Here is a 21,509-nt window from a genome sequence, read left to right as displayed (position 1 = left end):
TTTAAAAAACTGTGTTTGAAATAGCTTAGTCTACTTTCTTACCGTCTTTATCAAACTTTACGATATTTGCTTCGCTTCCTTCCTTAGTTAGTTTAACTTCATAATATTCTTTTCCGTCTTTCGCTACTAAGAATGCACTGCTCGGAGTCCATCCTTTGTAATCATCACCTGAAAGGGTTTGTTGTACAGTTGCAGGAAGTTCTTCCGGTTTTACTGGAGTTCTTTGTTCTGTAGTGTCTGCTTTTACACTAGTTGTAATTTCAACTGCAGTATTAGTAGTACCGGCCTTAACGTTTGAAATTGCTGCAAAAAATAGGGCTGCTGATGCAATGATTACTTTTTTCATTAATTAATTGTTTGAGTTGATTATTTAAATTGTTTTGTTCCTTATGAAGGAAAAATATGCCAAAAGATTTCTTACTGCTAACTAACTGATAATCAGAAAGTTTTTTTTCTGCATTGATTTCTTTATTGTCCTACTTTACCACAAAACGTGGACTTTTACTACATCGCACGAGGATTCTTCCATTTTTGCCCTGGTTCTGTTACCATAGCGGTAGTGCGAGCAGTAAAAACGTTTATATGCTTACTCAATCAAAATAAAAAAACGCCGGTTTTTAAACTAATTGAAACTTTCAGTTAACTAGGCAAAATGTAACTATAATTTTACGAATAAGACTTTTTGGCGTTTTTGTAAAACAGTTTTGACGTGATGATGGATTGGAATTACAAAAAGTTATATCAATACTTTCTCCTGTTATAAATTTGGCATAATAAATGTTGATATAATTATATCCTTTGAAAGATTTGTTTTCCAATATCTCGATCCCCAAAAAATACCTCTGCTATCGTGGAGGTTTTTTATTTACAGATGTTTCTGTTGTTAATCAAAAAGGGTCAAAAAAAAATTTCTTGTTTGAATAATTTAAGATTGAGTTCGCGTGGTCGATAAGTATTGTTAAGTGTACAAACTTGTGCCGAGGAATGTGGTATAAGAGTGTACAAAGCTGATTGATTGAGACATTACACTTCAGACTCCTACAGCGCTGTGGGAAATTAAGTAAAAAATGAGGATGCCTTTACCTTATTTTAAGCCGGTAAATTCAGCAAAGTATTTCATTTTCATTATTAGCCTTACATCTTACGGTTTATAATTACGCTTATTACTGAATCTTCTGTTATCAGCTTTAAAAGTGCGCGGTTGATAAGCGGGAGTTTCACCTAGCCCGGAAGGAACAGGAGTTTTCATTACAGCATGACCTAACAATTTTTCTATTGCTGCAAACTTGTTTTGCTCTTTTTCGTTAATTAGGGTATAAGCTGTACCCTCATTTTCCGCCCTGGCAGTACGCCCGATTCTATGAACATAATCTTCCCCATCATTGGGAACATCATAGTTAATAACAAGGTCTATATTATCAATATGTATACCTCTCGACAATATGTCTGTTGCAACCAATATTTTTACGCGTCCATTTATAAAAGCTGACAGTACCTGTTCTCTTACGTTCTGCTCCAGGTCTGAATGAATTTCTTCCGCAGAAAATCCTGCTTTCTTTAACTCCCGTGCAAGCTGCTTTACATTATTTTTTTTAGAGCAGAAAATAATAACGCTTTTAAACTCTTTTTGTTGAAGGATATGTTTGATAAGTGCAGGCTTTTGAGAGTCGTAGATTACAAAAGCTTCCTGCTTTATTCTCTCGGGCGGTTTCGATAAAGAAATATTTACTTCTACAGGTTGCCGCAATATTTTACGGGCAAGTTCCCTGATCTTATGCGGCATGGTTGCAGAAAATAACAGAGTTTGCCTATCTGCAGGAAGATACGAAATGATCTTCATGATATCTTCATTAAAACCCATGTCCAGCATCCGATCTGCTTCATCCAGTACTAAATAATCAAGTTGCTTTAGCTTTACATAGCCCATAGCCAGATGTCCAATTAATCTTCCCGGCGTACAGATAACGATATCTGCCCCTGCTGACAGAGCCTGTCGTTCCTGAACAAAGGTTCCGCCACTGCCACCTCCATACACTGCGATTGAGCTAATGGGGGTAAAGTATGACAGTCCCTCCAGGTTCTCTGCAATTTGTATTGCCAGTTCCCGGGTAGGAACAATAATCAGCGCATTTATGTGATCGTGATTGGGGGCAGAAATAATTTTATGAACAATAGGCAAAAGAAATGCGGCAGTTTTACCCGTGCCGGTTTGTGCTGATGCTATAATATCTTTTCCTGCCAGTATGTGCGGAATAACCTGCTCTTGAACCGGAGTTGCAGTTTCATATCCTGTTGCCTCAATTCCCTCAAGCAATCTTTCATCGAATCCAAAATCTTTAAATGTCAAACCTGTAGTATATTAAGTATAGAAATTTTGTTAGTGATATCTTCAAAGATAACGAAATGAGAAGAAGCAGATAGAATAACTGTTTATTGTTTTGGTAACATTCGTCAATTTCACTTCATAGTTACACACTTCAACTTCTTATTAGCTTTCTGCCGACAAAAATCAACATTATTTTCTCACTTAAATGCTGTGTTATTTTTATCTCATTTTAAAATACTGGTGTCCTTTTTTGATTTAAGTTAGAAAGCCGACATGTTTAAGCTGGAACAGTATTGGTACAATAACCGGTTACAAATAAAATAGTTTATGGAATTTATACCATTAGAACGGATAGAGCAACTAGAGGAAATAAAAGCGGCTAAAGGATTTAATGTAATTTTTAAACACAATACCACATGTCCCATTAGTAAAGGGGTAAGGAGGCGATTTGAACAGGAGGCAGATTCTCTGTCAGATGTGCAATCGGTTTATTTTCTGGATCTGCTTGCTTATCGGGACATATCAGATGCTGTTGCAGAACAGTTTAATGTTGAACATCAATCTCCCCAGCTATTATTAATTCAAGATGGTGAATGCACGTACAACGAAGCGCTTTATGATATTTCAGCCGCCTCGACTGCAGATGCCATCCAAAACAATTAAGTAAAATTGTAACCGAGATTATTACTTTACTAACTGCTTTTGCTCAATCAGGTTGTATAATTCTTTCACGTAGGGCACGTACTGTACAAATGTATCAGGTTTTACTACATAGTCTGCGGCTCCCTTCGCTAAGCATTTGTCAATAATGGTCTTTGTAGAGGAAGTGGAGGTAATAATAACCGGGATATGTCTATATGCAGGATTGCCTTTTATAAGCTCAATAACATCGTAGCCATTTTTGCCGGGCATGTTGAGATCAGATAATATCAGATCTGGTAATGTTGATTGATGTTCTTCCAGCCAGTCCAATAAATCATCACCATTTAATACTTGTGCAATAATTTCAAACAAGCCTGTAGAGGCAAACCCTTCTTTCATAAAGAGTTGTTCGTCCTCATCATTCTCAACGATAATAATTTTATACTTCTTCATTATGCATGTTGCCTTTCAGTTGTTTCTTCTTTAAGAGTAAAATAAAAAGTAGTCCCTTTTCCTAACTTCGATTCTGCCCAGATATGGCCACCGTGGCGATCGATAATCTTCTTGCAAATTGCTAAGCCAATTCCCGTTCCCGGATATTTTTTTTTCGTGTTTAGTCTTCGGAAAATTTCAAACACTTTATTTACATCATTCTCTGCAATACCAATACCGTTATCAGATATTGTAAATTTAATATTCCCCTCTTCATTGCGGCATTTAATTTTTATTTCAGGAGTTTTAGTATCAGAAAACTTTACCGCGTTAGTTAATAAATTTTGTATAAGTTGTACCAATTGAATGCGATTGCCCTGTACTGTTGCCACTTCATTTTCGATTGTTATCTGCGCCTTGCTGGCTTCTACAGAAGTCTTTATATTTTGCAAGGCTTCACTAAAAAGTTCATTTACACTTACTGTTTCTTTTACTATTTCAACTTTACTTAACTGAGAATACTGAAGAACATTCTGAATTAGTTCTTTCATTCGGTTGGCTGCAGTAATGGCCTTGTGTATGTAGTTTTTGAGATCTGCGGTCTGCCTTTCATTTAGATTCATATCGAGCAACTGCAAAAAACTTTTAATGGTTCTTACGGGCTCCTGCAGATCATGTGATACTATAGAAGTAAATTGTTCTAATTCTTCATTTGCATCTGACAATTCTGTATTCGATACTTTCAGTTGATTTGCAATTAAACGATAACGATTGTAACTTTCCCTTAATGCTTTTTCTGCTTCTTTTCTTTCTGTAAGGTCCCTTGTTACTTTTGAGAAACCCAGCAAGCTACCATCCTTATTATAAACAGCGGTAATTACTATGTTGGCCCAAAACCTGCTTCCATCCTTTCTAATTCTCCATCCTTCTTCCTCGTACTTACCTTCTGCTCTTGCAATTTTTAATTCATCAGCAGGCTTTCCTTTCAGAATGTCTTCTTCGGGGTAAAAAATAGAGAAGTATTTTCCAATTATCTCATTTGCTGTATAACCTTTAATTTTTTTTGCACCGGCATTCCAACTGATGATCCTTCCCTTTTCATCCATCATAAAAATTCCATAATCAGCTACCTGCTCTACTAATAAACGGTATCGTTCTTCGCTCTGTAGCAGGGCTTCTTCATTTTTTTTACGCTCGGTAGTGTCAAGGGTCACTTTTGAAAGACCGATCAAGGCGTTCTGTTCATTGTATAAAGCAGTAACTGCTATATTGGCCCAAAAAATAGAACCATTTTTCTTAACTCTCCAACCTTCTTCTTCATACCTTCCGGTTTCAATGGCAATTTTTAATTCTTTTTCCGGCTTTTTGCTTTCTGCATCTTCTTTTCTATAGAAAATTGAAAAATGCTTACCAATTATCTCGTCCGGATTATAGCCCGTAATGCGCTTAGCACCTTCATTCCAGCTCATAATATAACCGTGAGGATCCATCATGAAAATTGAATAGTCCTGTATACCTTCTACCATTAAGCGAAAACGTTCTTCGTTTTCCCTGACCTCCAGCTCCTTTCTCTTTTTATCAGAAATGTCGTGAAGAATACAACTATAACCGGTCCATTTGTTTTGGTCATCATATAGGGGAGACAAAATCATTTCTGCCCAAAATTTGCCATCACCTTTTTTTGTTTTCCATCCTTCCGAAATTAAACTTCCTTTTTTGAGCGCTAACCCAAGTTCGTAGTCAAGTTTAGTTGTATCGCCCTTATAATTATAAATAAACGATAAAGGTTTTAGTAATAACTCCTGGGCAGAATAGCCTGTAATAGCTGAGGCGGCCGGATTGCAATATGTAATATTTCCATCAACATCGAGCATAAAAATACCAACGGTGATCGTTTGAAGAAGTGACTGGCAATTTGACAACATAATTAAACTGAAAAGTTTCTAATGCTTCTTATAGTGCAAAGGTAAAGAACAAAGTTTATCTCGTGGATTTATGATAGAACTCAGCAGGTATGATGATAGAAAACATGTAAAATAGGTGAGGAGATAAATAGTTTTACCTTATGAGTAAGCGTTGATTTCAAGTGACTTTACTCAATCGTACATTTAAAAAACAACTTTAATATAAGTAACTGTTAATGCAACAGCCACTAGTCTTTTGAATTACACTTATTATAAAAGAAAATTAATTAATAAAACGAAATAAACATATGGAAAATGATTTAAAAGGTAAAGTAGCCATTGTAACAGGAGGAGCATCAGGTATTGGAAAAGCTACCGCGATATTATATGCCGAGCATGGCGCAAGAGTAGTTGTGTCTGACATACATGAACAAGCTGGAAACGATGTAGTGGCACAAATTAAGCAAAAGGGTGGGGATGCCGTTTTTGTAAAGGCAGATGTAAGCCAGGCGAGAGACTGTGAGCAATTAGTAAATAAAACAATTGAGGCATTTGGAAGCCTTGATATTGCCTTTAATAATGCCGGTATTGCAGGAGAGGAAAATGCTATAAGTGACATGAGTATAGAGGGGTGGGACAGGATCATAGCAGTAAACCTCAGTAGTGTTTTTTACTGTATGAAATACGAATTGCAACAAATGCTGAAACAGGGTAAAGGTACTATTGTCAACAATTCTTCTATTTTGGGTTCGGTTGGTTTTGCCAATTCAGCGGGTTACGTCAGTGCCAAGCATGCAGTTGTTGGATTAACAAAAAATGCTGCGATCGAATATTCAAGAAAAGGTATCCGTGTCAATTCAATCGGACCTGCTTTTATCAATACGCCTTTATTAGCAGAAGCTGGTATTGATGACGCAGCAAAGAAAATGTTAGTGCAACTACATCCCATTGGCAGGTTCGGAGAATCAATTGAAGTAGCGGAGTTAGTAGTATGGCTAAGTTCTGATAAAGCATCTTTTGTCACGGGTAGTTATTATGCTATAGATGGTGGATATTTATCGCAATAAGTACGTCTATATATAATTGCAAAAACTTTTACTTTTTTATTTTAATCTGCAATGGCTATTGCTAGAACCCTGAATGCAAAAAATTTTCCTTTCGCCAATAAATGCATTAATTCCCCTGTTAAAACAAAGTTCTGGTGAAACCAATAAAGTGGTTTTTCATGTTTTATAATTTAAGATGAACAGATAGATAACCCATTGTTTTTTGCCGGAAGTAATGTTGGGAGTAACTGAGGCTAAATTAAAAAGACAATAAAAGTTGGGTTACTATTCTTCATGCAGAAGCATAAATCTGAAATTCTATTGAAGAAATAGAAGGATATTAACGTTTCTCTATGAAAAACATTATGACAGCAGAACATAAGCGGTTAGCAGAAAATGCCATCAAAGAAATTCCGCTGGAACAATGGGGCCCTTACCTGAGCGAGCGGCAATGGGGAACTGTCCGCGAAGACTACAGCATGTACGGGGATGCATGGAATTACTTTCCGTATGATCATGCGCACAGCAGAGCATATTTATGGGGGGAAGATGGACTCGGGGGCATATCGGATTATTTTCAAAATCTATGCTTTGCAGTAGCCCTATGGAACGGTAAGGATCCTATACTAAAAGAAAGACTTTTTGGCTTGGGGAATAACGAGGGTAATCATGGGGAAGATGTGAAGGAGTTGTATTATTATATTGATAATATTCCATCCCACTTCTACATGGAATATTTGTATAAATATCCGCAACAGGAATTTCCTTACGAAGATCTAAAATCAGAAAACCGAAGTCGTTCTAAAGATGAGCCTGAATACGAAATATTGGATACAGGTATTTTTAACGACAATCAATACTTTGATGTTACGGTAACCTATGCAAAGCAAGACTCAGAGGACATTTATATCAAAATAAATATTCATAATCGCTATTCTAAAAGTGCAAACATTACTGTACTTCCAACCTTATGGTTTTATAACCGCTTAAGCAACCGCCAGCTGGCAGAGAAACCTGTTATTACCAGGAATAATAAAACGTCGGTGAAAGCATCCCATGAAAAAATGGGTTCTTATTACTTATATTTTCAGCCTGCAAAGGTTTCTATGTTTACCGAAAATGAAACCAATACAGAAGTCATAAAAGGAATACGAAATGCCACTCCTTTTGTAAAGGATGCCTTTCACAATGCCATTGTTAAAAAGAAGCATGTTGCGGCTCTTCGGAAAAAAAAATCGGGAACCAAGTTCGCACCTGTCTATAACTACGACATTGATGGTGGAGAAACAAAAACCATTTACCTGAGATTATGCAATAAAGAATTAAAGAAACCTTTTGAGAAAGAATTTGAAAATATATTCACAAAACGAAAAGCTGAAGCAGATGACTTTTATAAAGCCATACTTTCTTCTGATATTAGTGAGGAAATGCTAGGCATACAGCGGCAAGCAATGGCGGGACTGTTGTGGAGCAAACAATATTACCATTATGATGTTGAGCGATGGCTTAGCACTGGCGATGGCATCACAGAAGTAAATCCTGGCAAGTTGTCCGGCCGTAATAATGAATGGAAACACCTCAAAAATCAGGATATTATTTTAATGCCTGACAAGTGGGAATATCCATGGTATGCCGCATGGGATCTTGCATTTCATTGCATACCCATGGCGCGTTTAGATCCTGAGTTTGCAAAGCATCAATTGCTGTTGATTATGCGCGAGTGGTATATGAAACCCGATGGGCAGTTGCCTGCTTATGAGTGGCACTTTAGTGATGTTAATCCGCCCGTACATGCATGGGCAGCATTGCAGGTATACCGGGTTGAAAAATCAATGAAAGGTGAGGGAGATGTTTTATTCCTTAAAAAGATTTTTCATAAACTTATTATCAATTTTACGTGGTGGATAAATAGAAAGGATGCCGCTGGAAATAACATATTTCAGGGAGGTTTTCTTGGACTGGATAATATCGGAGTTTTTAACAGGAGTATTGAAATGCCGGGAGAAATGCGTCTCGAGCAGGCTGATGGAACAAGTTGGATGGGTATGTATGCGCTTAACATGATGGAAATGGCGTTAGAAATTTCTATGCACGATAAGTCATTTGAGGATACTGCTACCAAATTTTTTGAACATTTTGTATTAATAGCTGAGGCGCTAAATCAACACGGATTGTGGAATGATGAGGATAAGTTTTTTTACGACTCCCTCACTGTATTTCATTCTCACCCTATTCAACTACGCATACAATCTATTGTTGGACTTACCACCCTTTTTGCTGTTGCAATTATTGAAAACAAAGTGTTTGACCATCTTCCTGATTTTAAAAAGAGAAGTACATGGCTCGAAAAATATCGTATTAAGAACAAACGGTTTTGGCCGAATGAAGAACATACAGGCGGCGAAAAAACCCTGCTGTCGCTTGTACAACAGGAGAAACTAAAAAATATACTGGAGCGCTTACTAAATGAAGATGAATTTCTTTCTCCCGGCGGAATCAGGGCTTTATCAAAATACCATGAAAACGATCCTTATTCCGTTACAATTGATAATGTTGATTACACTATTCAATACGATCCCGGAGATTCTACATCAAACCTTTTTGGAGGCAATTCTAACTGGAGGGGGCCGGTGTGGGTTCCAATCAACTATTTGATCATTCAATCTATACGGAAGTATGGCGAATTTTATGGTGATAGTTTACTTGTAGAGTGCCCTGTGGGTTCTGGAAAGCAAATGAACTTACAACAGGTAGCCGATGAATTAACTCGTCGTGTAGTCAGTTTGTTTGAGAAAGATTCACAGCAAAAACGACGACTGCATGGAAAGTATAACTGGTTTTATGAACAGCCGGGTAATGAGCACCTTGTATTATTTTATGAGTATTTTCATGGTGATGATGGAAATGGTCTTGGGGCAAGCCACCAAACAGGATGGACATCATTGGTTGCACAACTAATCAGTGAATTACATGAAAGAAAAATTCAACTTACATGAGTTATCCTTCCACTGCTTTGCTGTTCCTTTTCATCATTAATCACTCAATTATAACTCCAGGTAAATCCATTTAAATGACATTACCTGAAAAACGTACTATATAAAGCTAAAAATGAGCTGCCTTTTCAGCAGCTCATTTAATTGGTACATTCAGCTTTATGCATTAATAACCCGGGTTCTGAATTATTTTTTTATTTTGGTCAATTACCGTTTGCGGAACGGGGTTTAAATACATTTTTTGAGAAAACACGTGTGGATGGTTCAACCCGACAACCTCGTATATCCATTTACCGCTATTATCAGTTGGTGATGAATTAGTGATCTTCATACCGTGTAAATCTTTGTTCAACACATCTTCGCCAATTTTCCAACGGATGATGTCGTAAAATCTTTTAGCTTCAAAGCAAAGTTCAACTCTCCGTTCCCGGTATATGGCAGCACGCATTTGTGACTGGCTTAAACCAGCGGGAAGGGCAGGTAAATTTGAGCGACTCCTGATTTTGTTAATTGCATCATAAACAGAAGCATCAGGACCGGCTGCTTCATTTTGAGCTTCAGCATAATTTAATAAAACTTCAGCATAGCGATAGTATACATAATTCTCACCGCTTGCAGCGCCTCCTCTTGGTTTTAGCGGATTGATCTTCTTTTTAAAATAATAACCCGTGTTCCCTACATCGTCAGTACCGAAATCAATCTGGTTTTTTGATGGGTGAACTTTATCAATACGGGTATAAATGGTATCTGGCTTCTCCATCCAGTCCTGTTTATAAATTGCGCCATCATAAACAATAAAATCGTAAAATCTTTTTTCGCGCCCTAGATAAGGGTTTTGAGGATCGTAGCCGGATGTTGGATCGGAAATAGGTTTTCCATTGGCCATGGCAAACTGGTCAACCAGTTCCTGTGTAGGATCGTAATTACCCCAAGTATAATATACCCCGTTTATCCATACCGGTCCACCGTATTGTTCGTAATTTGAACCCATAATAATGGGAACTACCTGCCGGTCCCAGATGACTTCAGAATTATATTCATTTTTCTCCCACCATAAGGAATTTAGATCTGGAAACAAGCTGTAAGTGCCACCGTACAAATCCATAAACTTTTTATTTGTAGCTGCTGCTTTTGCCCATCGTGCAGCATCGAAGTTACCAAAGCCGGCAAGTTTATTAGGATCCGTTCCGGAAGCAGGTGTAGGAGCATTAAATGCAGGACTTGCCGCATACAGCTCAAGCCATCCTTTCAATGCAAGTGCAGCTCCTAATGTTGCGCGCCCCGCGTCATTATCTCCGTTTTTATATTTAACGGGTAACGTATTATTATTAACGACAGTATCTAACTCAGACGTTATAAAATTAAATGTTTGCTCAAATGTATTCCTGGCATTATAAATTTTAGTACTGTCCATAGTGCCTCTGTCTAACACATTTGTAATGATTGGCAGCCCACCTAAATGCATAAATAACTCGCTGTAAAAATAAGCTCTTAAAAACCTGGCTTCATCAAGTCTTTTTTGCAGGTAAGCATCTGAAAAATTAGAGGAGTTCTCTTTTAATTTCTGTATGAAAACATTGCATTCTCTTATTTTAAGGTAGCCCGCAGCCCAGTTTGCATAGTTAACAGCATTGTCAGTATTATTTCCCATGGGAGCGCCACCATTAACAGTCGGATCTACAATGCCTTGTCTCCATGCATATGACAGCCAATAAAAACCCGCATCGTTATCATCTGTATAATTATCAAGGTTATTTGGAGAGTTCCATTTATTAGAAAGATCAGCATAAATATCATTTAGAAAAATATCAGCGTTCCCTTCCGATGCCCACTGACTCACATCGGTCAATCTTGTCTTATCGGTATTTTCAAGAAAATCTTTTTTACATGAAAAAAGTGTTGCCAGGAAAAGTCCTAAGAAAAGTTTATAAGTGATCTGTTTTATATTAATTGTATTATTCATAATGTATCTTATTATCGTTTACTATATTAGAAAGTTATATCCAACCCTACTGTATACACCTTTTGGTTAGGGTATGCAGTCTCACGATCAGTATAACCAACTTCAGGATCCATAAATTTAAGTTTGCTTATTGTCAGAAGATTTTGACCTGAGACATAAAATCTCACAGCCTGTATTTTTAATAATTGCATTGCACTTCTTGGAAGCGTATATCCCAGGTTTGCATTCTTTAGTCTTACGTATCCTGTATTTGCCATCCAGAAGTCAGAAGCCTGTGTATTATTTGCGTAAGGAGCCTGTGTAGCTCTTGGATACCTGGCATTTGGCGTAGTAGGTGTCCAATGGTTATTGTAATATTCATAACTGGAGTTACTATTATTATTGTTGAATGGAATGGTCTGAAATTGTCTTATATCAAGACTCGATTGCGCAGAACCCTGGAAAAACAAACTAATATCAAATCCCTTCCACGATGCGTAGGGACTGATGCCATAAGTCGTTAAAGGATAAACAGGATTACCTATTACAGTTTCATCTGATGAATTGATTTTACCGTCAGGTTTACCATCGGGGCTGCCTCCGAGATCGGCATATTTAATATCTCCGGGGTGAAGAACACCAAATTGTGTGATATTGTACCCATCGTCGGCATTAATAACTCCATCCCCGTTTTTATCATCGGCAGTACTAAACAATCCAAGGGCATGATAGCCAAACGGAGTACCTAAAGGTCTGCCTGTTCTGCTACGATTTGGACTATTGCGGGTAGCAGCAGTTTCAAAAACCTGGATCATTTTATTTTTAGCATAGCTAAAGTTTGCATTAATGCCTATTCGAAGACCGTTTGCAAATTTTTTCGAATTACCAACGCTAAACTCAAAGCCACTGCTTTGCATAATGCCCGCATTCTGATCAGCAAGAGGTAAACCATATTCAACAGGAACGCTTACAGCCGGCGGCAATAACATTCCCTCTCTTTTTTCATGAAAATAATCTGCTTCAACGGTCAGCAGACCTTTCCATAAGCTGCTTTCAAAACCTATATCTGTTTTTGTAGCTACTTCCCAGGTAATATTAGGGTTTGCTTCTCTTGGGTTAAAAGAACCCTGAACCATGTTTCCGAGACTAAAAGCGTAAGCATTGCCATAAACATTATAACCAGGTAAGTATTGAAAAGCGGTACCGGTAAGATTACCAGATTTACCCCAGGAGCCGCGAAGTTTGAAATTATCGAAAAAGGGCAGGGCTTTATTGAAGAAGTCTTCTTGTGACAGTACCCATCCTGCTGAAAACGCTGGAAAGTAGCCCCACCTTTTACCCGGAGCGAAATAATAATGCCCGTCATAACGGCCTGATGCTTCAAACAGGTATTTCCCGTCATAACTGTACCCTACTCTGTACACGTAACCAATCTGGCTACCGGTTGATGAGATGCCACTGTTATCGAAATCATTCTTATTCGAACTTCCTAATGTTAATTCATCTATGTTGAGAGCAAAATTATTACGGCGGGCAGAAAAGGTTTCAAAAGTATTATTCCGTGCTTCAGCAACAATTAACCCTGTAAAATCGTGTTTACCAAAGGTGTTATGATAATTTAGAAAGCCCTGGTAAGTAAAAGTCTGATTTTTAGTATAATCCTGGCTCAGCCAGGTATAAGCTGCAGCACCTCCTTCAGAAGTCGAAATTTCCCTGTTATAAGTATATGGAGTTGTTGAAGTATTCTGAGTATAATAATAAAACGGAGTATGCCAGTTTTTACCTGTTCTTTGATTAGGATCGTAGCTGAATGTTCCTTTTAAACTTAATCCTTTGATAAAAGGTAACTTTTGTTCTACGGCAAGAGTTGTAAGTAATGTATTGTTGACATTTCGTGCATAACCGGCCTTCAGTACTCCTACGGGAGAATTACCGGCAAATTCACCCCAAAGGCCATTGCTGTAATATAAGCTTTGAATGGGTATATATTTAAAGCCATTACGGAAAAGATTACCTGCCGAAACTGCAGCGTCAACAGATTGCGTATTTTCTACCGAACCGATCAGGGAAAGTGACACAGTAGTAGTTTTAGTAGCCTGTGCCTCAAGGCTCATGTTATAATTATAGCGGGTGTATTTTACAGGGTCAAACATTCCATCCTGTTTATAATATCCCAACCCTGTAAAATATTTTATTTTTCCCGACCCGCCACTTAGCTGTAAATTATAATTCTGCATTGGGGCATGCATTTTTACTAAATCTTTGGTATTGCTTATAGGGTATTTGTCGGGATCTTTTGCATGTAAAGAAATATAGTTTTCTACCAGGTCTGTTGCAAAAGGCGCATTAACCCCAGTTGGGTTTTCATTTAAATATGCTTCATTCTTCAATCTCATATAATCCTGCGCACCTAACAGCTTGGGATAATAGGTAGGAGTTTGGGTACCATAATAAGAATTTAAGGTTAAAGTAGGTTCACCATTTCTGCCCTTTTTTGTAGTAATCAGAATTACCCCATTAGCTCCTCCTAATCCATAAGGGGCTACAGCTGCGGCATCTTTTAAAACCGTTACTGCGTCAATAGTACTTGGATCAATCTGGTTAATATTGCTTCTTATAACCCCATCAACCACAATTAACGGTTGATTATTGCCCGTAGTTCCGATACCTCTTATGTGAATGTCTGCTGCATCTGAACCGGGTTGCCCACCGTTGGGCCGCATGCTTACGCCTGCAATCCGCCCGGCAATTGAATTAGAAATATTAGAAACCGGTGTTTCGGCAAGTTGATTACCTTTTACAGTAGAAACTGCCCCTGTCACGGCCAGCCGCTTTTGTGTTCCATAGCCCACAACTACCACATCGTTTAAAGATCTTACATTTTGAACCAACCTGATTTTAAAAACTGTCTGGTTATTTACTGCAATTTCCTGCGTTTCGTAACCAACATACGTAAAAACGAGTGTTCCTTTATTTGGGATATTGAGGGTAAATTTTCCCTCCGCATTGGTAGTTGTTCCAATAGTTGAACCCTTAAGATTGATGCTTACACCAGCCAGCGATGCACCCTGGGCGTCGGTAACAGAGCCACTTATTGGTGTAGCAGCAAATGCTACTGTAGAGGCAGTTAAAAAAAGTAGTAAAATTATGGCTGTTTGCATAATCTTTTTTCCACAAGAATTATCGGTAAAAAGCTTAGGAAATAAAAAGTTTTCCTGCAACCGGGAAGGAAGAAGTGAATATTTTTTCATATGTATTAATTTAAGCAATCAAAGCGATTATCGCTATTGAAAAAGAGAGCAAGTCAAAAGCTTGTAATGAGCAAGTCGGAGGTTTTAAAGTTGAATTATTATAGGTGTTTCAATTAAAATGTAGAATATTAAGGATCCATAATTATTTGTTTTTAAAAAAAGGATTTAGGGAAACAAAACATTTTGTTAAAGAAACCATTATTTTTTGGGATTAATGTCAAATCGCTTTCTTGAAATTTCAACTATTTGTCTCAAATGTGAATTATTTTAAATGTAAAAACACTACATTTTTTGCTGCTTTTTTTACTTTTTTCAATATCGTTCTTAATTATTTTAAGAATTTTACAGGCGATTTTTGTATATTGTAGCACTTGTTATTTACACCCGACTGTATTAATTATCTACCTGATAACTTGCCTGATTTGCTGAAGAAAATAATATCACTTGCCTTAATACATTTTCTAATTCTGATAAATGCTCTTTCCGCACAAGAGTATTATTTCAGGCACTACCAGGTTGAGAACGGGCTTTCGAGCAATACTGTCTTTTGTAGTTTACAAGACAAAAAAGGGTTTTTGTGGTTTGGAACAAAAGACGGTTTAAACAGATTTGACGGATATACTTTTAAAGTCTTTCACAATGGTGCTGATGCTATTTCAAGTTTAGCTTTCAATTTTATTTATACCCTTTATGAGGATAATAATAACGCGATATGGGTAGGAACTGACAAAGGATTGTATAAATATGATGAGACGACTGAAAACTTGAGTCTTGTAAATCCAAAATTTACAGGGATAATCAGAAGTATATATAAAGACGTCCAGGGCAATATCTGGTTTATATCGGATTTAAAACTTTTTAAATACAAAGAGAAAACAGGGGCATTTCGAAAATATGATCAAAAAGATATTTTTGATGCAACATCTATTTGTTCTACTCCGGATGGTGCAATCTGGATTTCTTCTTCCAATGGGTGTATATCAAGATATGATTTTCTCAACGATCGTTTTACCAGCTACAACGTGTTTGACAGATCGAGACCTTCAACATCGAAGAGAATTGAAAAAGTTTTCGCTACAGGGAGAGGTTCAATTTTAATTGGAACATCATCTCAGGGAGCAAAAATTTTTGATATCTCAACAGGAAAATACAAAGACATTATAACCCATTATTCTGATAAGACAGAAGTATTAGCGCATGATTTTGTACAACAGTCAGACACCACTTACTGGATCGCTACTGATTTTGGCATTTTTATTTATAATATAAAGACTGAAAGAATAACAAACATCAGGAAACATTATAACGATCCTTACTCAATTTCTGATGATGCTGTACATACCTTATGTAAAGACAGGGAAGGTGGTATTTGGGCCGGCACCTATTTCGGGGGAATTAATTATTATCCAAAACAATATTCCTCTTTCAAAAAGTACTTTCCAAAGACAGGAGAAAATTCAATAAGTGGAAATGTAGTCCGCGAAATAGTAAAAGACCAGCACAACCATTTTTGGATCGGAACTGAGGATGCCGGATTAAATAAATTTGATGCTGAAAAAGATGTTTTTACCCATTACTTTCCAACCGGCAACAAAAATAATCTTTCGTTTTCAACTATTTTTGGCTTATTAGCTGTCGATGACAAACTTTGGATCGGCACTTATCAGCACGGCTTAGATATATTGGACATTGCAAAAGGAACTGTTGTAAAACATTATAATGCCGGCGCCACACCCAACTCCTTAAAAAATAATTTCATTGAAACCTTTTATCGAACACGATCAGGACAAATTTTAATAGGCACTCTTTTGGGCTTGTACACTTACAATGATAAAAATGAACATTTTACTACTGTTCCTGAAATTCCCGAAAATGTTTTTATTTATTCAATACTGGAAGATGCAGAAGGTACTTTATGGGTCGGTACAAAAGGAAATGGTGTGTATTACTACAATGAAAAAACAAAACAACACGGAAACCTCAGGTATGAAGACAAAAATGAGAATAGCTTAGGAAGCAATATTGTAAACGATATTTTTGAAGACAGCAATAAAAACCTGTGGTTTGCCACCGAAGGTGGTGGCCTTTGCCGCTTTAACCGGATTGATAAAACTTTCAGGAGGTACACAACAAAAAATGGTTTGCCCGGTAATTCTATCTTTAAAATTCTTGAAGATGATAAGAAAGCTTTATGGTTTTCTACATCCAAAGGCTTGGTTAATTTTGATCCTGCCACCGAAAAAATCACCGTTTATACAACGTCAAACGGTTTACTTAGCGATCAATTTAGTAATAATTCAGGCTACAAAGACTCTACGGGCAGAATGTATTTTGGCAGCGTAAAAGGACTTATAAGCTTTAATCCGGCTGAATTTATAAAAAATGCGTACAGACCTCCTGTCTATATTACCGGTTTCCAAATTTATGACAAGGAGATCGATATAAATCAAAAAGGTTCTCCATTAAATACGTCACTTTCTTTTATCGATAAGATTAAAATCAGCTATAACCAATCATCGTTTAGCATCGACTTTGCAGCGTTAAGTTTTACATCTCCTGAAAAGACAGAATATGCTTACAAAATGGAAGGTGTAGACAAAGACTGGACTTATCTTAAAACAAAACGAAAAGCATATTTCACAGAGTTGTCGCCGGGTACTTATACATTTAAAGTGAAAGCTTCTACAAGTGGCGATATCTGGAATGCAGTGGAAACTAAACTGGTCGTACAAATTGTACCTCCGGTTTGGCGAACATGGTGGGCTTACCTGTTCTATACAGTAATAGCGACAATAATTATTGCATTTATTATTTATAGTTATAAAAGAAAAATAAAAGAAAAAAACAGAAGAGCGCTAGAACATTTTAAACACGAGCAGGAAAAAGAAATTTACCATGCTAAGTTTGAATTTTTTACTAACATAACGCATGAAATACGAACGCCACTTACATTAATTAAGGGACCTATGGAATTTGTGATAGAAAAAGCGCATAAGGTTCCGGAAATTAAAAAATACCTCTCAATCATGGACCGAAACATCGATCGTTTAGTCGAGCTAACTAACCAGTTACTAGATTTTCGGAAAGTAGAAACAAAAGGGTTTAGTCTTAATTTTGTAGAAGAAGACGTTTCTAAAATATTGGAGGATGTTTACGTAAGATTTAAGCTTATAGCAGAACAAAAAAAACTGAGCTATACTATTGATATTCAGGAAAAACATTTGTATGCTAATATAGATACTGAAGCAATTAATAAAATATTGTGCAATCTTTTTAGTAATGCAATAAAATATGCTGAAAATAAAGTTGAGGTACGCCTGTTGGCTGCTAAAAAAGACGACAAAGATTTTGCTATTGAAATAGCGAATGATGGCCACCTTATTCCGTATGAGATGAAGGACAAAATATTTGAGACCTTTTACAGGCTGAGGGAAAGTGAAAACCAGCAGGGAACAGGAATAGGTCTTGCTCTTTCGCTAACACTTACGGCATTACATAAAGGTACTCTCAAGTTAAAGCGACCAGAAGGCAATCTGAACGTTTTTGTACTGAAATTACCGGTATATCAAGAGGAATCTATAAAAATTACGAGTAGACAGCTTTCAAAAAAATTGTGATAATGAAACCAGTAATTTTAATAGTCGACGACAATGTGGAAATCCTCGAATTTATTGCTGATTTCCTCGACGAAGATTATGCTACTATTAAAGCATTTGATGGCCAGGAAGCATTAAATGTTTTACAAAGAGAACCGGTTCAGCTCGTAATTACCGATATAATGATGCCCGGAATGGACGGTTATGAATTGTGTGAGAAAATAAAAACAAACTTTGAATATAGCCATATTCCTGTTATTTTGCTGACTTCAAAAAATACTTTTCAGTCAAAAATTGTAGGGCTCGAAATAGGGGCTGATGCCTATATCGAAAAGCCTTTTTCTCCCCAACATTTGCAGCTGCAGATTTCAAATCTGCTTCTCAGTCGTAATAAAATTAAAGAGTACTTCGCTAGTTCACCGCTTGTACATATAAAAGGTTTGGCTTACACAAAAGCAGATGAAAATTTTCTCCGGCAATTAAACGATATTATTAATGAAAATATAGAAAATGTTCATTTGGATGTGGTTCAGGTCGCAAAATTAATGAACATGAGCCGGCCTACCTTATATAGAAAAATTAAAGAAATTTCAAATGTGACTCCTAATGAAATTATTAATATAACCCGGTTAAAAAAGGCTGCCGAATTACTGGTGGAAGGTGAACATAGTATTAATCAAATATCTGAAATAGTAGGTTATACTTCTCAAACTGTTTTTGCTAAAACTTTTCAAAAACAGTTTGGAATGACACCTTCCGAATATGTGAGAAATAAATTAAAAGATAGAGTAAAGTTTAATTAAAATAACTAAATAAAATAGAGGCTCCTTCTGCTAACTGGAAGTTTTGTAACCAGCACCATGTGTCTGTGCGTCTGTTGTTGTGTCACTCACTTGTACCGTAGATTCTTTATTGAGCGTTTCTTTATACATCATTATCGAACAGTAGCCAGAACTTTAATTTCAAAGTTTATCAAGCACCGGTTTCCTGGCTATGTAGCAAAAGCAAACCGGTGCGGATTGTATTTCATGTAATTTAATTTCAATTTACGACGATTTACTCTAATTACTGACCTGGGAAATAACGTCTTTCTTTTCAAGTTCATCCAAAGTCCACGGTTTAGTCCTTGATGCATTTTGTTCCCTTAATAGCTTTACTTCGACAGGTGTCACAAATGGAGCGATGGAATCAGTAGGTCTACGGCGGCCACTTACCTTTCCGAATTCAAACCGTACATAATTTACTACTGAAGCAACCCAGTCATCTGAGTTCGCTCCCAATGAAGGCATTATAGAAGGATATGTTTTACCATCTACCGGCCCGGTTAAACCATGTAATATGATCTTTACCAGGGTATTCTTATCTCCTCCCAGCCGCTTTGAAGCGCCGGCAAGAGGTGGAGCGGCAAAATCAGAGGTTCCGGCAACTGCTATTCCTTTACCATTAGGTCCGTGGCATGTTACGCAAAGTGAAGAAAAGGTTGCAGATCCGCGCAATATCATTTTTCTTTCATCTTCAGGCATAAATGCAAGACGCAAACCGTAGGTCTTTACATCAGTATTTTTATCCATCGCTTTTCGCGCTGATGCAAACATATCGTTGTCCGCATTTTTAACCTGTAGCTCTTGTGCAATTGCCTGCGCCTTTTTAGATTTACTGTTATACAATGATAATAGCAATTGTAACCGAACGTCATAGCTCGCGTCGTTTTCCAGTTCTGCAAGCCTTCCTATCATTTCCTCATCATCCTTTTTAATAAACGCTTCACTTATCCAAACAGCAGCTTTTCTTACCTGCATATTTTCATCCTTCATTGCTGTGTACAAAATATCCTTATCTATTGCATCCAGCCCCTCAAGAGTCCATAGAGCGTGTATTCTTGCAAGAGCTGAAGGTTTTTCTAACAAAGTCGCCTGTTTCCCTGCTACTATTTGTTTTAAAGTGGGAACCACAGATTTATCTCCCAAAATAATAATTTGTTTCTGGGCGTTATCTCTCCACCATCCATTTTTATGGTCTAAATAAGTCACCAGTTTGCTGGCAGACTCATTTAACATTTGCGGCTTTGCCTCTTGTTTATATCCGTCATACACCAAACGGTAAATTCGACCGTGACCTGTATTTTTATCAAGGCCCTTAGCCTCAATCGCTTTGCGAAGAAAGGTTCCCGGCTTTGTCCAGTTACCTTGCTGAATAATACCACGGTGCATATCTACAATATAAAGATTTCCATCAGGGCCTGTGTAGGTATTAACGGGCCTGAAATTCATATCTGTAGAAGCAATAAATTCCTGTCGGTAATAAGCATTCTGAATAATTGTCTTTCCTTTTAAATTGATAACTTTTGCACGGCGGATAGCTCTTGCAACAGGTTCACATACAAGATAATCTCCAACGAGATCTTCGGGAAGGGTATTTCCCCTGTAAATGGATTGGCCACAAGAAGCTGTAAAATGATTTAGTGTACTGTCAGGACGTAACCTGGCCAGACCCCCCTGAACATCAGGAGTGGCAATAATAGGCCATACCTGTTGGAATTCGGGACTAAACTGGTCAGGCAAATCAAGAGGACCATAGGCCGGATTTATTTGCGATCTTACCATCGGGCTTTCCCCACCCGCGCTTGAAAGGAATAAACGACCATAGTTGTCATGTGTTACTCCCCATTGTCCACCTGTACCGCTTGGAATCGAATCTGCCCTCAACATTCCATTTGAGTAGCGAAACCTTATCGGATCATACGTTATATAAATAAAGTTATCAAGGTTCCAGTCTAATCCGCTTCTTTGGTGCTCCATGTTGGCATCGCTTACAGTATAACCCTCTTTTTCATACACAATTCTTTTTTCATCAGCTTTTCCATCCCCATTTGTGTCTTTATAGCTTGTGATAGTTATAGTATTGGTTTCATTTACAAGAAGTTCATGATTTATACATAATATCATTCTCGGAAGCAGAAGACTGTCAATGAATACACTGCTCTTATCCATTTTACCATCATTATCAGTATCTTCCAATAACATTATCCTGCTCTTATTTAAGCGTTCGTCGGTTGCATCCGCGTCTTGCATGTACGTAAGCATTTCTGCGACGTACATTCTCGCATTTCCATCCCACGCAATAGCCACAGGTTCTTTTATCATAGGTTCGCTTGCTACAAGTTCCAAATGATAACCTTTGGGCAGGTTAAATGTTTTAAGAGTTTCTTCCGGAGTTAAGTAAGCAACAGATGGTGTCGGATTAAACTCTCGACTGGGATATGGGTTGCCGCTTTTGTTTTGCGAGGTTGTTCTTGTTACCGTACACTTATAAAGAAGCATAGAAAACGCAAAGAGGCCTAAGATTGAAAATATTCTTTTCATGTAATTATATAAAAA

At 37.3% G+C, this 21,509-nt stretch carries 12 protein-coding genes; 5 read left to right on the top strand and 7 right to left on the bottom strand.

Translation table 11 applies throughout. The features are described 5' to 3' along the window. Positions 1-25 precede the first annotated feature (25 nt). Positions 26-346 (bottom strand): hypothetical protein, encoded by a 321-nt coding sequence (locus tag B154_RS0104130; protein ID WP_018612058.1) that lies wholly within the window; start codon positions 344-346, stop codon positions 26-28. Between the two features lie 795 nt (positions 347-1,141). Next, positions 1,142-2,347 (bottom strand): DEAD/DEAH box helicase, encoded by a 1,206-nt coding sequence (locus tag B154_RS0104125; RefSeq protein WP_018612057.1) that lies wholly within the window; start codon positions 2,345-2,347, stop codon positions 1,142-1,144. A 306-nt stretch (positions 2,348-2,653) separates the two neighbouring features. On the opposite strand from B154_RS0104125, the gene ytxJ reads away from it, so the two are divergent. Next, the gene (ytxJ, locus tag B154_RS0104120) at positions 2,654-2,989 is read left to right on the top strand and encodes a bacillithiol system redox-active protein YtxJ (protein WP_018612056.1); all 336 of its coding nucleotides are present in this window, start codon (positions 2,654-2,656) and stop codon (positions 2,987-2,989) included. A 21-nt stretch (positions 2,990-3,010) separates the two neighbouring features. On the opposite strand, the gene B154_RS0104115 is transcribed toward ytxJ, so the two are convergent. Continuing rightward, complete coding sequence (locus tag B154_RS0104115; protein ID WP_018612055.1) at positions 3,011-3,421, bottom strand: response regulator; 411 nt, start codon at positions 3,419-3,421, stop codon at positions 3,011-3,013. Beyond that, positions 3,421-5,325: a PAS domain-containing sensor histidine kinase gene (locus B154_RS27640; protein ID WP_071595255.1), complete on the bottom strand. Its 1,905-nt coding sequence runs from the start codon at positions 5,323-5,325 to the stop codon at positions 3,421-3,423. Before B154_RS27640 ends, B154_RS0104115 begins: the two co-directional genes overlap by 1 nt. Positions 5,326-5,612: 287 nt before the next feature. Between B154_RS27640 and B154_RS0104105 the strand changes: the two genes are divergently transcribed. Then, positions 5,613-6,371 (top strand): glucose 1-dehydrogenase, encoded by a 759-nt coding sequence (locus B154_RS0104105; RefSeq protein WP_018612053.1) that lies wholly within the window; start codon positions 5,613-5,615, stop codon positions 6,369-6,371. A 332-nt stretch (positions 6,372-6,703) separates the two neighbouring features. Next, on the top strand, positions 6,704-9,346 hold the full coding sequence (locus tag B154_RS0104100) for an MGH1-like glycoside hydrolase domain-containing protein (protein WP_245542542.1): 2,643 nt from the start codon (positions 6,704-6,706) through the stop codon (positions 9,344-9,346). Positions 9,347-9,509: 163 nt separating this feature from the next. Here B154_RS0104100 and B154_RS0104095 read toward each other — a convergent pair whose 3' ends face one another. Further along, a complete protein-coding gene (locus B154_RS0104095; RefSeq protein ID WP_018612051.1) occupies positions 9,510-11,306 on the bottom strand; it encodes a RagB/SusD family nutrient uptake outer membrane protein in 1,797 nt (598 codons plus the stop codon). Between the two features lie 26 nt (positions 11,307-11,332). Then, on the bottom strand, positions 11,333-14,536 hold the full coding sequence (locus tag B154_RS0104090; RefSeq protein ID WP_018612050.1) for a SusC/RagA family TonB-linked outer membrane protein: 3,204 nt from the start codon (positions 14,534-14,536) through the stop codon (positions 11,333-11,335). 422 nt (positions 14,537-14,958) lie between these two features. Between B154_RS0104090 and B154_RS27635 the strand changes: the two genes are divergently transcribed. Together B154_RS27635 and B154_RS31775 are read left to right on the top strand one after the other, a co-directional pair. Beyond that, positions 14,959-18,153: a ligand-binding sensor domain-containing protein gene (locus tag B154_RS27635; protein WP_033411093.1), complete on the top strand. Its 3,195-nt coding sequence runs from the start codon at positions 14,959-14,961 to the stop codon at positions 18,151-18,153. A 2-nt stretch (positions 18,154-18,155) separates the two neighbouring features. Next, positions 18,156-18,935, top strand: a complete 780-nt coding sequence (locus tag B154_RS31775) for a response regulator transcription factor (protein ID WP_026259946.1) — start codon at positions 18,156-18,158, stop codon at positions 18,933-18,935. A 258-nt stretch (positions 18,936-19,193) separates the two neighbouring features. Here the strand turns inward: B154_RS31775 and B154_RS0104075 are convergent, their stop codons facing one another. Then, on the bottom strand, positions 19,194-21,494 hold the full coding sequence (locus tag B154_RS0104075) for a DUF7133 domain-containing protein (RefSeq protein ID WP_018612049.1): 2,301 nt from the start codon (positions 21,492-21,494) through the stop codon (positions 19,194-19,196). Between the last annotated feature and the right edge of the window lie 15 nt (positions 21,495-21,509).

The organism is Segetibacter koreensis DSM 18137 (assembly GCF_000374045.1).
Lineage (GTDB): Bacteria > Bacteroidota > Bacteroidia > Chitinophagales > Chitinophagaceae > Segetibacter > Segetibacter koreensis.
The sequence above is the reverse complement of the archived record's forward strand: the minus strand, read 5'-3'. Positions and strand labels throughout refer to the sequence as shown.